A 15,571-nucleotide genomic window follows, 5' to 3' on the forward strand; every position below is an offset into this window, starting at 1 on the left:
CTGGATGCACCCCGTGGCGTGATGACGGCACCCTCACGAAGGGAAGTGCCCGGACAGGAAGCTGGCCATGTTCAAGAAGTCTCTCCTCGTCGACATGATCAACCGCAGTTCCGAGACCCCCGCCGACCGCAGGAACTTCCTGCGCGGCATGGGCCTGCTCTCCGCCGGCACCGTCGGCGCCGGCCTCCTCAGTGCTTCCATCGCCGCCCCCGCGGAAGCGGCCGACGCCCCCAGCGATGCCAGCGTCCTCAACTTCGCCCTCAACTTGGAATACCTCGAAGCGGAGTTCTACTGCTACGCCGCCTACGGCCACGGCCTCTCCGAAGCCATGGCCACCGGTACCGGCACCATGGGTGGCGTCACCGGCGGACACCGCGTTCCCTTCAAGTCCAAGGCGATGCGCTACTACGCCGAAGAGATCGCCAACGACGAGATCGCCCACGTGAAGTTCCTGCGTACGGCCCTCGGCAGCGCCGCCGTCTCCCGCCCGGCCATCGACCTGCAGAGCTCCTTCACCGGTGCCGCGCAGGCCGCCGGGGTCATCAAGGCGGGCGAGACCTTCGACCCCTTCTCCTCCGAGGCGTTCTTCCTGCTCGGGGCCTTCCTCTTCGAAGACGTCGGGGTCACCGCCTACAAGGGCGCAGCGCCGCTCATCCAGAACAAGGACTACCTCGAAGCCGCGGCCGGCATCCTCGCTGTGGAGGCCTACCACTCCGGCATCGTGCGCACCCTGCTCTACGAAAACGGCCTCTCCACCCCCACCAACCTCATCTCCGACGCCCGTGACTCCCTCGACGGGACCGGCGCGGACAAGGACCAGGGCATCACCACCGGTGATTCCGGGCGGGCGAACCTCGTCCCGACCGACGCGAACTCGATCGCGTTCAGCCGCTCGCCCCAGGAAGTCCTCAACATCGTGTACCTGACCCCGGGCACCGGCGTCAGCAAGGGCGGGTTCTACCCCGCCGGGCTCAACGGCGAGATCAAGACCAGCTGAGCCACACCCCTCAGTGCCTGCCCCGTCGCCGGTGATCAACCACGACGGGACCCGTCCTACTGATCCCTCGTCCCGTCTGCGGGCTGGCCTGGAGATGGGCCTGGAGATGGGCCCGGAGATGGGCCCGGAGATGGGCCCGGAGATGGGCCCGGAGATGGGCCCGGAGATGGGCCCGGAGATGGGCCTGGAGATGGACTCTCGGATGGGCTCGCGTCACGGGGCACTCCCCCGCTCCACCCACCTACTTTCGCCACTTTGGAGTACACAATCGTGAAGAAGCACACCGTCCTCAGCGCCGGGCTGGCCCTACTCGTCGGCCTCGGCGGCGCCGCCGCCCTCGCCGCACCCGCCCAGGCCGCCACCGGCTTCACATTCGACCACCGCATCGCCGGAGCCGACCGCTTCGCCACCGCCGTGGAGTCCTCCAAGCTGCTCGAACCCACCGACGGTGCAGCCACCGACGTCGTCATCGTCAACGGCTACGCCACCGTCGACGGCCTCACCGCCTCCTACCTCGCGGGACTCAAGTCCGCACCGATCCTCTACACCGACACCGCTGCGGTCCCTGCCGTCACCGCCGGCGAGATCGCACGCCTGGGCGCGAAGAACGTCTGGATCATCGGCGGCACCGACCGCGTCTCCACCACCCAGGAAGACGCCTGGAAGGCCGCAGGCAAGGACGTGACCCGCATCGCCGGCGCCGACCGTTACGAGACCGCCGCCCTGGTCGCCGAAGCCGGCGGCACCGCCGAAGACGGTGACAACCCCAACGGCAACGCCCCCGAGCAGGTCTTCCTCGCCTCCGGCACCTCCACCGCCGACGCCCTGGCCGCCGGGCCGATCGCGTGGGCGCGCAACTACCCGATCCTGCTCACCGAAGCCGGCACCCTCCCGGCGGTGACCAAGACCGCGCTGGAGGAGCTGGGCAGCAGCAACCGCGTCGTCCTCGGCAGCTCCGCCTCGGTCTCCGACGCCGTCTACTCCCAGGCCGGTGGAACTCAGCGCCTGGGCGGCACCAGCCGACAGGACACCGCCACCAAGATCGCCGACTACGCCACCGCCAGCCAGAACTTCGACACCCAGTCCGTGGCCCTGGTCGGCGGCTCCGACACCACCGCAGCCGACGCCCTCTCCGCCGCGCCGGTCGCTGGATCGCAGGGGGTGCCGCTGGTCTTCATCGACTTCGACGGCTCCCTCGGCGCCACGACAACCAGCTACCTCTCCGCGCACAAGACCAGCTACACCGGCCGCGGCACCGGCTGGATCTTCGGCGGAACCCCCTCCGTCCCCCAGGCCGCGGCTGATGCCGCCACCACCGCCGTCCAGTAGGACCACCGCAGGGCAGTAGGAACGCCTCGGTGCAGTAGGACCACCGCGGTGCGGTGCGGTGAGCGGGAGATCACCGCACCGCACCGCGTCACAGCCTTCTTCAAGATCAACCCGGGTCAGCGCCCCCTTGGGCTTCGCAACAGGTCCCAGCCCACGTCGTTGCCGACCGCGGTGACGTCATCGTGATGTGGACCTCATTGGTCATCAGCGCCGGGTCGGCGTAGACCGCAGCGGCCCAGGGCCATCGCATGGTCACGCCAGACGATGCTTCACCCGGTACATCTCCTGATCGGCGTGACGCAACAACTGCGCGAAGGTCAGCCCGTTACCGGGATACAGTCCAACCCCGATACTGGCTCCGACCGATCCAGTGCCGGCCCCCAGCGGCACCGGCTCCACAATCTGGGCAGTCAGCTTCTGCGCCACCTGCCACGTCACCTCCGCAGCAGTCGTCGGCTTCAAGTCAGTAAGCGCGACGACGAACTCATCGCCACCCAGCCGGGCCACCAGATCACCGTGACGCACCGCCCGACGCAACCGTTGCGACACCACACTCAACAGCTCATCGCCCGCGGCGTGACCGAACTCGTCGTTGATCGTTTTGAAGCCGTCCAGGTCGCAGAACAGCAATCCCACCGTTGTGTCCCCGGCGCGGGCCTCCCAGAGCGCTTCCTCCACGAACTGCTCGACGCGTCGACGATTCGCCAGGCCCGTCAACGCGTCGGTGTAAGCCATCTCTTCAATCTGACGCAGGTAGCTGCGAGACCGCTCTCGTTCCCGCTCCGCCTCACGCTGGGCTCGCACCCGATCGCTGACGTCGAGCTGGACGCCGACGTACTGCACAAGCCGGCCTGCCCCATCGACTACCGGTGACAGGTGGATCTCGTTCCACCACGGGATCTGCTCGCGACCGCGGTAATTCAGAAGAAGTCCGCGCCATTCCTGCCCGGTCGCGATCGCTGAACGGATGGCGTTCACCACCCCCGGGTCGGAGTCCGGGCCTTGCAGCAGTCGGCAGTTACGTCCCAGCAGCTCAGCACTACTGAAGCCTGACAGCTGCTCGAACGCGGCGTTGACGTAGATGAGTGGGGCGTCAGGACGCGTCAGGTCCGCGATCACCACCCCACTACTCGTGGCCGCCAACGCCCGCTGCAACAGCGGATCAACATTCGTCATGGACTGGGCACCGGGCTGACCCGATGCAGAGATGAACTGGTCATGGGACAGAGCGAGGGCCTCAAGCTGAGCTGCGGACCCGGACCCGGACCCGGACCCGGATATGGACCCGGATATGGTCTCGGTCCCTGACGCGGTCCCCGACTCAGCGTCAAGCTCGGTCCCGAGCTCACGGCGGGCGGTGATGCGCGGTGCGACCCGCGAGAGCAGGGAGTGCATCGCTGCCACCACCACATCCCGGTCATAGGTCAACGCGTATTCGAACATCCGCTCCCGCTCCGCGCCCTGGTCTCCCAGGTCAGCAGCCAACAACGCCGCAGCAAAGTGCGGAGCCAGGACCACCACGTCCCACTCCCCCCTGACCGGGTCGCCTGGCTGCAGTGTTGCGCCCCGCACCCCTGGTAGTGGCGAGGTCGAGAGCCCCTCTCCCAGGGCAGCGACGAACCCGACCCGCTCAGCCAGGTCCCGATACCGGGACCTGGTGGCTGGGGTGAAGTGTCGGGCCTCCTGAAAGGTCGAGACGATGACGCAGGTGCCACCGAGTCGCCGTGCCTCCCGTTCCAGCTGTTTGCTGACTTCGATCAACAGCGCTTTGGGTGAGCGCCGCAGCAGCGTTCCCGCCGGAAGCGCGGCGAACGGCGACGTCGCCTCGTAGTCGATGACCGGCGCCGGGGTGGGCAAGGTCAGCTGGCCCGTCCGTTCCGCCTGCACTGGCGGACTCGCCGGGCGGCCGAACATCCATCCCTGCCCCAGTTGAGCACCCAATGCCCGAGCTGTGGCCAGATGGGCTTCGTCTTCAACACCCTCGGCCAGGACCACCGCGCCGCTGCCCTGGGAGTAGGCGTTGACCGCGTTCATGATCTGCGCGACCGCGGCACCGGGACGGCCCTGCACCAGCCGCAGATCGAGCTTGATCACATCGGGGCGCAGTAGCGGCATGAAGGCCAGCGACATGGCCTCCGCCCCGACGTCGTCCAAGGCGATGCCCCAGCCGATCTCCCGAATCCGCGCCACCGTACGCAGCAGTTCCGCGGGGCGGGCCGCTAACGCACGCTCGGTGATCTCCACCACCACCCGCAACTGCCCGGGCGCGCCCTCGGCCAGGGCCAGCAGCTGGCTCAACGGCGCAGCGTCGAGCACCTCGGGCTCGACGTTGACGAACAACGTCAGCGGAGCCACCACGGCGTGCTCCACCGCCCCGCGAAACGCCGCGGCCCGACACGCCTGGTCCAGCTCTGTCAGGCTGCCGACGGCCCGCGCGGCTGCGAAGAGGTCATCAGGTCGATGCAGAGGGCCCACCGGCCCCCGTACCAGCGCCTCGTAGGCAACGACCGCACTGGAGTCCAGATCCACGATGGGCTGGAAGACGCTGTACAACCTGCCCTCGGTGATTACTCGATCCACCGGAGCACGGCCGCTACCTGCAGCATCCCTCCCTGCTGGCATCCCAGCACCCCCCACAGCACCCGCCACAGCACCCATCACGGCACCCGTCACCTCTCTGGCTTCGACACATCGACCGACCTCGCCCAGTGAAATCACCCGTCCAGCCCACCCACCCTGCCCTCTGCGGGGAGGTCGATACACGGTCCAAGACCCCTGTCCGGGCGGCATGTGCGGTGTCGGGTCCCCGCAGGTCGTCGCCACCCAGCTCGGAGGAAGCGACCTGCCTGTCGAGCTCAATAACCGACCTTGCACCGAGCATTCGATACTCGCCCGCTCAAGTAGGCACCCAGACCGTGAGGTGCTCAACACTGAGAAGTCCGTGCTGTGACGACAACCCCGCTCAACGGCGCAGCAGCGCTCATCCCGAAGCCGGTACCGAAGGCGACGCGTCCGCCTGGGGCCGGCGCAACCCGAGGATGGCGGCGGCACAGTCGACCATCTAGGCGATCCGGACTCCCGTTCGAGGTGCCGATACTCAGCGGGTGAGGACCCTCCCCCAACCCCGTCCCACGGCGGGCAGAGCGTCGATGCTTGTCGTCGGCAGCGTCGTGATCAGCGTCCTGATCAGCGTCGCCGCTGCGGTCGTTCTCGTCGGCGTCGGAGTCCTCACCACCTCGAGTCAGGTGATCGGTAGCAGCTCCGCCCTGCCGGACCACTCTCCAAAGACCACCTCGTGGGTCACCATCGCCGCGGCCGCTCGCGTGGTCATGTTCGCCGCGGCCGCGGTGGTGATGCGTTGGCGTACGAGGTCGGCAGGCCCGGAGGCTGCGGTGTGGCGTTGGCTGGCCCGTGCCGCGGTCCTCGCCGCGGGTGCCTCCAGCGTGGCCGCAGGCCTGGACATCGGCGCAGCGCACGGCATCTCGACATCCACGCTGACGTCGGCGGCGGTGGGCTCAGCGATCTTCAACCTCGGAGTCCTCGCCGCGTGCCCACTGCTCTACCAAGCCCTGATCCACTGGAACCGCTACGGCACCCTCACCGCCGAACCCGGCGACTGGCTCAACGGCCTCGGCGCGGTGTTCGCCTTGGCCGCCCTGGGCAACCTCACCATGCTCTGGCTGCATTCCCCACTCTTGTCTTGGCCGGCTTGGCAACTGCAACTATGGCTGATCCGGGTCGCGGCAGAAATCTTGGTCGTCGGCACTGCTGCCACCATCCTCATCATCGGCGGGCTGCTGCGCGACGTCCGCGCCTGGGCCTTCACCCTCGCCGTGACCGTGGCCGCCGGCTTCGACGCCGCCCACATCGGCGACCCGGCGGCAGCATCCGGGACCGCCTCCTACTCCGACCTGGGTTACGCAACTGTGATCGTGGTCCTGGTCATCTGCGCGCTCCTGCCCGCGCCCGCGCCGCTACCGCGCCCCAGCACCTCCGAGGCCCCCACCGCCGGATCCTTCATCATCCTGCTGGTCAGCATCAGCGTCCTGGTCGGCACCGGCCTGCTCATCTACACCCACACCCCCGGCTCCACCGTCTGGTGGGCGACACTGTGGGCCGGGACAGCAGCCGCCGCAGTCTCTCTCCGCGGCCTGCACTCCATCCACCTCCTCGCCCACCTGCTCATCAGCCGCCACGAAGCCCTCACCGACGACCTCACCGGACTGGCCAACCGTCGAGCCCTGGACCGTCGACTCATCGAAGACACCACCGCTGCTCGTCCTTTCACCTTGGTGATCATCGACCTGGACGGGTTCAAGCAGATCAACGACCGGTTCGGCCACGCCGTCGGTGACGAAGTCCTGCGACGAACGGGCCGCCTGCTGAACACCGTGGTCCACGCACCCGCCCTCGCCGCCCGCCTGGGCGGGGACGAATTCGCCGTCGTCTTCCCCGATCACTCCCTGCTGGCCGCGCAGGATGTCTTCGTTGCCCTGGCCCACGCGACCCGAGAACCCGTCCAGATCGACGGGCGCCGCCTGCTCATTCACGGCAGCGTCGGCATCGCCGTCACCGACCCCGGCGACACCCCCGAACAGGTCCTCCGCCACGCCGACGCGGCGATGTATCGAGCCAAGACCGCCGGCGGCGACCGCTACGAAATCCACGACGAAGTCGCAGCGCACCACGCAGCACAGCAAGCGCAACTGGTGGAAGAGTTGAAAGCCCTCCTCGGCGCACGCGATGCCCGAGACGACGTCGAGACCGGCCGCCTGCTCGTCTACTACCAACCGCAGCTCTGCCGCACCGGCCGCGTCGTCGGGGCTGAAGCGCTGGTGCGGTGGGACCATCCCCGCCTGGGCGTGCTCACACCGGACGCTTTCCTCGACCACGTCGAGGACTACGGCCTCATGCACGCCCTCACCACCGAAGTCATGCAGCAGGCGATCCACCACGCCGCGCACTGGCAGTCGATGTGTCCACGTCTTGATCAGGACCTTGGGCATGACGCCGGGCATGACGCCGGGCATGACGCCGGGCATGACGCCGGGCATGACGCCGGGCATGACGCCGGGCATGACGCCGGGCATGACGCCGGACACGACGCCGGACACGACGCCGGACAGGGGCTGCGGATCTCAGTGAACCTCTCGGCCACCTCCTTGACTCACCCCGACCTGCTGGGCCTGATCGACCGCCTCCTGGCCGAGTCCGCCTTGACGCCGGCTGCTCTGGTCCTGGAAATCACCGAGACGTCCATCATGGTGGATCCGGAAGAGTCCATCGCCCGCCTCCACGACCTGGCCGGGCGTGGGATCGCCATCAGCATCGACGACTACGGCAGCGGCTACTCCTCCCTCGCCTACCTCAACAACCTGCCCGCCAGCGAACTGAAACTCGACCGCTCCCTCACCCAGCAGGTCACCACCACAGCGCGGACGGCGGACATCGTCGCCGGCACCGTCGCACTGGCCCACCGCCTCGGTCTGCGGGTAGTTGCCGAAGGTGTCGAGGACACCACCATGCTCGTCGCTTTACACGAGCTGGGTTGCGATGAGACGCAAGGGTTCCTGCATGCCCGTCCCATGAACGGGGAGGCTTTCACCGCTCACCTCGCCCTCGAGGCTGCCGCTGTCACCGCACCGATCGCTACCCCCCCGACAGCGCCCGACACGACACCATCACCTTCCCGGACCTACCTCCCCGTGACCAGCCTCTGACGACGTCCCCAGTAGCTGACGACGTTGACGAATGCTGCGGCGGGTACCAGCGGCGGGTACCGGAGGTGAAGACCCACCGAGACGGGGCGTCGACCGCGTCGTGTCCCGGTCAATGTCAGACAATCCCCGGCCTGAAGATCAGCGAGCAGAACACCCACCACACCCCGACCATTAAGCGCATGTGCACCACAACTCGATCCTCGCGAGCGAGCCTGCCCGCCACGCTGACCTCCGGGCGACTCGCGCGACGCTTCCTCAACGAGCACTGGTGCACCCCCCACTGCAGCGCCGACCTCGATCAAGCCCGCCTGCTCATCACCGAGCTGGTCTCCAACGCCGTCCGCTACGGCGGGCCGCCCATCACCGTCGAAGTCGAGTGCATCGGCCCCGAAGGCGTCCTCCTCTCTGTCAGCGACGGCAGCGACGAAGACCCTCCCGCACCTCGAGTAGCTGACCCCCACGCCCTCGGAGGACGCGGGATCCACCTCATCGACCACCTCAGCGACGAGTGGGGAGTCCAACACCCCCACCACCTGGCAGGTGGCCAGCATCACCACCAAAACGGCGCGAACGACGCATCCGCTGGCGTCAGTACCGGCAAGACCGTGTGGTGTCGCCTCGTCCCGGCCGGGATCTCCTAACCCCGTCCTACCTCCGCCACCACCACACCGCCGTACCGCCGTACCGCCGTACCGCCATACCGCCGCCTGACCCCCAACACTCCCTTCCACCCACCTCCTCGTACGTGTGTTCTACGCTCGACCCCGACTTGGACACGACCCCGTGGACAGAAGCCGAGACGAAGCTGACGGAGCTTCGGCAACAGCGGAAATAGGCAGAGGGGGTGGGACGTGAACGAGACCGACAGGGCCCTCGCATCGGAAACCGGCTCGGACACCGACCTGGACACGGGCGCGGACACCGACCTGGACACGGGTCTAGAGACGAGCCAGATCTACGACAGGGGTGACGCCGTCGGCGGTGGCCAGATCCTCATCGACCACACCGTAAAGCGGACCACCATCACCTTGCACGGAGAAGTCGACGCCGCCATTGGCGGGCGCCTGGACACCTTGCGGGAAGAGGCGAGGGCCGCCGGCCACGACGTCACGGTGGACGTCGGTGCTGTTTCGTTCATGGACTCCACCGGTCTCGCCTTCCTCGCCCAGCTCATCCGCAGCAGCACAGCGCAGCCAGTGCGGCTGCTCAACCCCGCCCCGCAGGTCGCCTACCTACTCACCATCAGCGGCCTCAACGACCTCTTCGACATCGATATCGACGACGGTGTCGCGACCAGCTGACCACTCCATTGCGCTTCGCCCCTACCGCCCGGCGACTGACGACGCAGTCCGCGCGCCCCGAAACGGTCATTCCGGTGTCGCGCCGCAGCCGAGAGCAGCCAATGGGCTGGATGACAGATAGCTTGCGGGCCGTGGAGCTGGTCATCGCCCGAAACCCCGACCCCGACCCCGACCCCGACCCCGACAGCCGCCTGCCCTACCTCCTACAGATACCCGTAGGCGAAGGGCTGCTCTTCGCCACCAAGGACACCTGGCCACGCACCAGCGGCCTCTACTGCCACCCCCTGCCCACCGGCGCCTGGCCCAGCCCGCAGGAGGTGCAGGAAGTCGAACGCATCCCCCTGCGCGCCTGCACCCGCCGCGGAGCCGCCATCGACGTCATCGCCGACCGCGCCCGGGAGAACCGCTCCCAGATCGTCTACACCACCGCCCGTGGACGCGAGATGGTCTTCTGGCAATCACCACGTACCCGTAAGCAGTCACGACCCGGGGTGAGCACCCCCACCGCACGGGCCGCCGGCCTCGCCGAGCTGGAAATCATCGTCGACTCCCACGAGCGCTACCCCTACACCTTCCCCCAGCAGGCCGTCACCACCACCCGCCGTGCCCTGGCCTGCGGGGACTACGCCATCACCTTCGGCGAAACGATCCTGGCGGCGGTGGAGCGCAAGACGATGACCGACCTCATCTCCAGCCTCACCAGCGGACGTCTGCGCTACGCCTTGGCCGAACTCGCCACCCTGCCCCGAGCGGCCCTCATCGTGGGGCACTCCTACGCCAAGGTCTTCGCCCAGGATCACGTACGCGCGGCAGTGGTCGCCGACGGACTGGCCGAGATTCAGATCGCCTGGCCGAGCATCCCCATCGTCTTCTGCGACACTCGCAAACTCGCGCAGGAGTGGACTTACCGCTGGCTGGCCGCCACCTACACCTGGGCCACACCCAGAACCCCCATGACATGCCAGACGACGACACCGCCGCCCCTCACACTGCCCCTCACACTGCCCCTCACGCTGCCCCCACCGACGAGCTGATCAGGACCAGCACTACGACCAGTACCACGGCCGCCTCCTCCAGCACGCAGACCACGGCCCCCTCCACTCGCGAGGTGCGCGCCTGGACCCGCGACCAGGGCATGAGCGTGCCCAACCGCGGCCGACTGCGTCCCGATATCTTCGTTGCCTGGCACAACGCCCACACCCCGGCGACCTGAGTACCCCGCTCCACACCACGGCCTCGACGACCTCGACGACCTTGATGACTGCGGCACCGGGCAGACCCACCGGGCAGACCCACCGAGCAGGCCGGCCCTGCTGGCGGCTCCCGGAGCTAGGTTACCCGCCCGAATCGTCCATCGTTGCGGCTTCTTAGCCGCTGTGATCACGAGCACGGGTCGGCCCCGACTGGGGTTGGCTCCGGTCGGTAGGGGAAATCAGGCCGCAGCAACGGCCTGAACGAGTGTCTGGGCAGATCCCCACGACCTACGACCTCACAGACCACTGCCCACGGCCCGAACAAGACTCACCCCGCGATCGCCTGGTGCTCAGCTATCCCCGGCCAGGCCGCCCGCCACCGCTCGAACGCGTCCGCAGGTAACGGTCGCGACACGTGATACCCCTGCGCCACATCGCAGGAATAGCCCGCCAGCGCCTTCAGGACGGCAGCATCCTCGACACCCTCGGCCACCGCGCTCAAACCGAGGTTGTGACCTAGTTCGATGACACTGCGCACGATCATGGCGTTGCTGGAGTCGGTCTGCATCGTCGCCACGAAGGAACGGTCCACCTTCAACTCACTCACCGGCAGGTTCTTCAAGTGCGCCAGGCTGGTGTAACCAGCACCGAAGTCGTCGATGGACAACTGCACCCCCAGAGCATGCAGACGTTGCAGCACCGCCCGCGCCCGCACCGGATCAACCATGACCGCGCTCTCGGTCACCTCCAGCTTCAACAACGCCGGAGCCACCCCGTAGCGGGTGAGCAGTTCAGCGACGTGGCGGTCCAGACGCTCATCGAGCAGGTTGCGCGCAGAAAGGTTCACCGCCACCTGCAACGCCTCCCCCGCATCGACCCAGCGACGGGCCTGCCCCAGCGCCAGCTCCAGCACCCGGGTCGTCAACGGCCCGATCAAGCCGGTGTTTTCCGCCAGCGGGATGAAGTCGTCAGGAGCGATCATTCCGCGCTGCGGATGCTGCCAACGCACCAGCGCCTCCACACCGCACACCTCACCCGTGTCGACGGCGATCTTGGGCTGGTAATGCAAGATCAGCTCATCGTTGCTCAACGCCCGACGCAGGTCCCCCAGTAGTGCCAACCGCTCGGGACTGTGCCCATCAATGCTGGAGTCGTAGACGGCGACCCCTACCCCGTGCTGCTTCGCGGCGTACATCGCCACATCCGCACGTTGCATCAACGCCGCGGGATCATCGCCATGCATCCCGGACAAGGCAATACCGATGCTGGCCTCCACGTCCAAGGTCACCCCCTCCACCTCGAACGGCAGCGTTAGCACCTCCTGCAGCTCATAGGCGATGGCCACCGCAGTCTCCAGGTCACCGACGCCGGCGAGGAGGACGGCGAATTCATCTCCGCCCAGACGGGCGATGGTGTCACCGGCTCGCAGCACCTGGCGCAAGCGCGGGTCGATCTGAATGAGCAGTTCATCGCCGTAGTGGTGGCCCAGGGTGTCGTTGATCTCTTTGAAGCGGTCCAGGTCGATGAGCAGCAGCGCGGTAGCCGACCCCGTTCCCGCGCCCCCATCAGCGGAGGCCCCCAGGACCTGCGCGAAACGCTCTGCCAATAGGGCCCGGTTAGGCAGGCCGGTCAAGGTGTCGTGCAGCGCGCGGTGCTCCAGCTGCTGCTGCAGCTCGTGGCGCTCGGTCAGGTCGTGGCAGGTCAGCACCAGACCCCCGACAGCCGGGTCGCTCGTGAGGTCCTGCACCGAGATCGCCAACGTCCGCATGCTCGAGTCGGTGCGCAAGCGCACATCCACGGTGACGCCGCGCTGAGGGTGCACCTGCTGCAGAGCCACACGCAGCGCGTCGCGGTCGCTCTCGTGCACCAACGCCAACACATTCAGCACCGCACCCGCACCCGCACCCGCACCCGCACCCGCACCCGCACCAACGACAGTGCCGGCCCCAGCACCGGTAACAGCCAGCACCCGCTGCGCGGAGGGACTGAGGTAACTCAGCACCCCCTCACGGTCGCTGACCAGCACCAAGTCCGAAGAGCGGTCGATCAGAGCGCGGTAGCGCGCCTCGCTGCGGCGTTCGGCGTCACGCCGTAGCTGGGCCCGCCGGCGGCGGTTCTCCACGAACGCGGTCAAGCCCAACCCCAACGCCACGGTGATGACGATGCCGGCGTTGCTGAGCCACTGCGCCCGCGCGGCGGCCGAGGACGCCGCGCCACTGTGCTCCTGGAGGAGATCCATGACGGCGTCGAAGGCCGGGTCCACCTCGGCCTCGTCAACTTCTTCGGCTTCCTGCGTCCGCCCGACACTCAAGAGCCGTAGTTCGTCATCGACGGCGCTGTCGTAACGATCCTGCGCGCTGGCCAGCTTTTCGCTAGACGAAGAACTCTCAGCCCGGGTGGTGAGGACGCGAGCCCGTGTACGCGATCTCGTCAGCTCCTCAGCCACGTCGTAGGGTGTCACCCGGCCGCTGATGGCCCGCCACTCCAGGGCGTCCTGACTGTGCAGTTCGGCGCTGATCGCCTGCAGGTCGCGTTCGGTGCGCACGCTCTGCTCACCAACGGACTTCAAACTCAACGTTATCGTCATCACTGCGGCAAAGAGAACAAGCACCGCCGCGACCGCGACGATCCTCCGTGATCCATCGATGCGATGGCCCGCACTGATGTTTCGTCTCTTCCGCATGCCTCAACCATCGACCACGATGTGAGACTGATGACTAGGCGTATCGGGTGAGCGACCCTGCGGTGTTGTCTGCCGGCGGGTGTGCGGGACGTTGGATCGGGGGGTATTAGGTATCGGAGGAAGGTGTGAAGTAGCGGGTTCTTTCGGGTGTCCCCCTCCAGCACGTCTCAGCTGGTGAGGTGAGTTTCGAGGGTCGTGGTGTGGGCCTCGAGCCGCGCGCCGAGTTCTTTGCTGATCGGGTCGGGCTGATCACAGGAGAGGGCCGCGATCCGGGCCACGTCGTGCAACCAGTCCGCCACGACGGTGAGATCTTCCTCAGCCGCGGCGAGCTGTTGCTCTCTCGCCCGTTCGAGGCGGGCGGCGACCTTTTCTACCTCCACCACGTCAGCACGCACGGTCTTGATCAACTCGTTCAGGCTTCTTGTTTGCTTGCTCATCGCTGCCTTCCTGAGTAGGACCTGAAAAACTTGAACCGGGTCGTTCTGGGCGCCTCACCGCTCTCTACCCGTCCATTCTTCCGCGACTACCCGTAACTGCCGGCCACTGCCCGCCACTGCCCGGTGCTGCCCGGTGCTGCCGTCCATTGCCCGATGCTGCCGCCCATCAGCGGTTGCATCCGCAGCCTCCTACGACCCGTGCCACCACAGGACTGAGCCACCACGACGAAGTCACAACGTGAAACGGCTGACCAGCGTCTGCAACTGCGCGGCACTGCGGGAAACGTCCGCAGCCGTGGTCGCCGTGTGCGACGCCGACGTCGTGGTCTCTACCGCCGCCGCCGCGATCCCCGCGATGTTCGCCGAAATCTCCTGACTTCCCGTCGAGACCTCGGTGACGTTGCGGACCATCTCCGCCGTCGTCGCCGACTGCTCCTCCACCGCCGCCGCGATCGTCGCCTGCAACCCATCGATCCGCGAGATCACCTCCGCGATCTCCGCGATCACCCCGGTCGCCGCCGCCGCGTCGGCCTGGGTGGCGTTCACCTTCGCTACGATCACCTCCGTGGCCCGCGCGGTCTGCTGCGCCAGTTCCTTCACCTCACCCGCCACCACCGCGAACCCCTTACCCATCTCCCCCGCCCGCGCCGCCTCGATCGTCGCGTTCAACGCCAACAGGTTCGTCTGCTCCGCGATCGTGGTGATCAGCTTCACCACATCACCGATCTCCCGACTCGAGGCCCCCAGACGCTCGATCGTGGTCCCGGCGTCCCCGGCCGCAGCGACCGCGGTCGCCGCCGTCGAAGACGCCTCCGCAGTGGAGGTGGCGATCTCGTTGATCGCCGCCGTCATCTCCTCCCCCGCCGCAGCGACGGTGCCGATGTTGGCGCTGATCTCCTCCGTCGCGGCGGAGACCACCTGCGACTGCGCCGCGGACTCCTCCGCACCGGAGGACAGCTGGGTGGCGACCGCGGTCAACTCCTCGCTGGAGGCGGCGAGGGTGGCGGCGTTGTCGGTGACCTCCCGCATCACCGCGGCCAGGCTGTCCATGGAGGCGTTGGTCGCGGCGGCCAAGCGCCCGACCTCGTCCTTGCCGACGTGGTCGATGCGCTGGTCCAGCCGGCCCTGGGCCAGGCCCTCGACCACGGTGACGGTCTTCGCCAGCGGGCGGGCAATCGACCGGGCGATGAATGTCGAGATCAAGATCGCCAGTAGCAGCGCCGTCCCGGCGCACCCGGCGAGGACAGCAACGGCCTGGTGGTAGGCGGTCCGGGCGTCGGCGGCAATGGTCGTCGCGGCCTGGGTCTCCACCGAAGTGAGCTTGCTGATGGCCTCCTGCACCGTCGTCGCAGCCGGGACCGCGGTGGCGGTGCGCTGAGCAACGAACCCGTCCAGGTCGTTGGCCTGGGCTAGGGGGATCAGTGTCTGCACAGCGGTGCGGTAGGTGGCCAGCGCGGTGGTGTAGGCGTCTTGTTGGGCGGTGGTGCTGTCGAGGCTGGTGCTCAGGTACGCCGTCCACGCCGCATCCAAGGCCGTCTGGTCGGTGCTGAGCTGGTTCAACGCCGCGGTGGTACCGGCCGTATCCGGTGCCAGTCCGGCGTTGGCGATGTCGAGGCGGACCACGCCGAATGCGGTCTGGACCTTGTCGCTGGTGTCCACCGACCCAATTCCGGAAGTGGCCAGGTTGTCCAGGTTCGCCTGCGCCTGTCCCAGCCGGATGATGCCCAGGACGCTGATGACGACCAGCAGCAGCGAGACGATGCCGAAGCCGGCGAACAACTTCGAGGAGACCCGCAGGTCGCGCACCCAGGAGAACATGACCGACCGCCCATCACCAGGGCACCGGAGCGGCACCAGACAGTGACCAATCGACTGACCGACAGCCGTCCTTAACGTTCGCCGGCGACGGTC

At 67.7% G+C, this 15,571-nt stretch carries 11 protein-coding genes; 7 read left to right on the top strand and 4 right to left on the bottom strand.

Features of this window, described 5'->3' with window-relative positions:
• Positions 1-67: 67 nt before the first annotated feature.
• Both OG218_RS01770 and OG218_RS01775 read left to right on the top strand, forming a co-directional pair.
• The gene (locus tag OG218_RS01770; protein WP_328291487.1) at positions 68-997 is read left to right on the top strand and encodes a ferritin-like domain-containing protein; all 930 of its coding nucleotides are present in this window, start codon (positions 68-70) and stop codon (positions 995-997) included.
• A gap of 270 nt (positions 998-1,267) precedes the next feature.
• Complete coding sequence (locus OG218_RS01775; RefSeq protein WP_328291488.1) at positions 1,268-2,326, top strand: cell wall-binding repeat-containing protein; 1,059 nt, start codon at positions 1,268-1,270, stop codon at positions 2,324-2,326.
• 252 nt (positions 2,327-2,578) lie between these two features.
• Here OG218_RS01775 and OG218_RS01780 read toward each other — a convergent pair whose 3' ends face one another.
• Positions 2,579-4,948, bottom strand: a complete 2,370-nt coding sequence (locus OG218_RS01780) for a diguanylate cyclase domain-containing protein (RefSeq protein ID WP_328291489.1) — start codon at positions 4,946-4,948, stop codon at positions 2,579-2,581.
• 821 nt (positions 4,949-5,769) lie between these two features.
• Between OG218_RS01780 and OG218_RS01785 the strand changes: the two genes are divergently transcribed.
• From OG218_RS01785 to OG218_RS26515, 5 genes are all read left to right on the top strand, one after another.
• The gene (locus OG218_RS01785) at positions 5,770-8,046 is read left to right on the top strand and encodes a putative bifunctional diguanylate cyclase/phosphodiesterase (protein ID WP_328291490.1); all 2,277 of its coding nucleotides are present in this window, start codon (positions 5,770-5,772) and stop codon (positions 8,044-8,046) included.
• Positions 8,047-8,225: 179 nt separating this feature from the next.
• A complete protein-coding gene (locus OG218_RS01790; protein ID WP_328291491.1) occupies positions 8,226-8,687 on the top strand; it encodes an ATP-binding protein in 462 nt (153 codons plus the stop codon).
• Between the two features lie 210 nt (positions 8,688-8,897).
• Complete coding sequence (locus tag OG218_RS01795; RefSeq protein ID WP_328291492.1) at positions 8,898-9,347, top strand: STAS domain-containing protein; 450 nt, start codon at positions 8,898-8,900, stop codon at positions 9,345-9,347.
• Positions 9,348-9,478: 131 nt separating this feature from the next.
• Positions 9,479-10,381, top strand: coding sequence for an ERCC4 domain-containing protein (locus OG218_RS01800; RefSeq protein ID WP_328291493.1), 903 nt, complete (start codon positions 9,479-9,481; stop codon positions 10,379-10,381).
• 101 nt (positions 10,382-10,482) lie between these two features.
• Entirely contained in the window at positions 10,483-10,560 is a 78-nt protein-coding gene (locus OG218_RS26515) for a hypothetical protein (protein WP_442906448.1), read from the top strand.
• A gap of 308 nt (positions 10,561-10,868) precedes the next feature.
• Here OG218_RS26515 and OG218_RS01805 read toward each other — a convergent pair whose 3' ends face one another.
• The 3 genes from OG218_RS01805 to OG218_RS01815 form a co-directional block, all read right to left on the bottom strand.
• Positions 10,869-13,223, bottom strand: a complete 2,355-nt coding sequence (locus OG218_RS01805; RefSeq protein ID WP_328291494.1) for a putative bifunctional diguanylate cyclase/phosphodiesterase — start codon at positions 13,221-13,223, stop codon at positions 10,869-10,871.
• Positions 13,224-13,390: 167 nt separating this feature from the next.
• Positions 13,391-13,660: a hypothetical protein gene (locus tag OG218_RS01810; RefSeq protein ID WP_328291495.1), complete on the bottom strand. Its 270-nt coding sequence runs from the start codon at positions 13,658-13,660 to the stop codon at positions 13,391-13,393.
• A gap of 231 nt (positions 13,661-13,891) precedes the next feature.
• Positions 13,892-15,478: a methyl-accepting chemotaxis protein gene (locus tag OG218_RS01815; protein ID WP_328291496.1), complete on the bottom strand. Its 1,587-nt coding sequence runs from the start codon at positions 15,476-15,478 to the stop codon at positions 13,892-13,894.
• Positions 15,479-15,571 lie beyond the last annotated feature (93 nt).

The sequence above is a fragment of the Kineococcus sp. NBC_00420 genome (assembly GCF_036021035.1).
Classification (GTDB): domain Bacteria; phylum Actinomycetota; class Actinomycetes; order Actinomycetales; family Kineococcaceae; genus Kineococcus.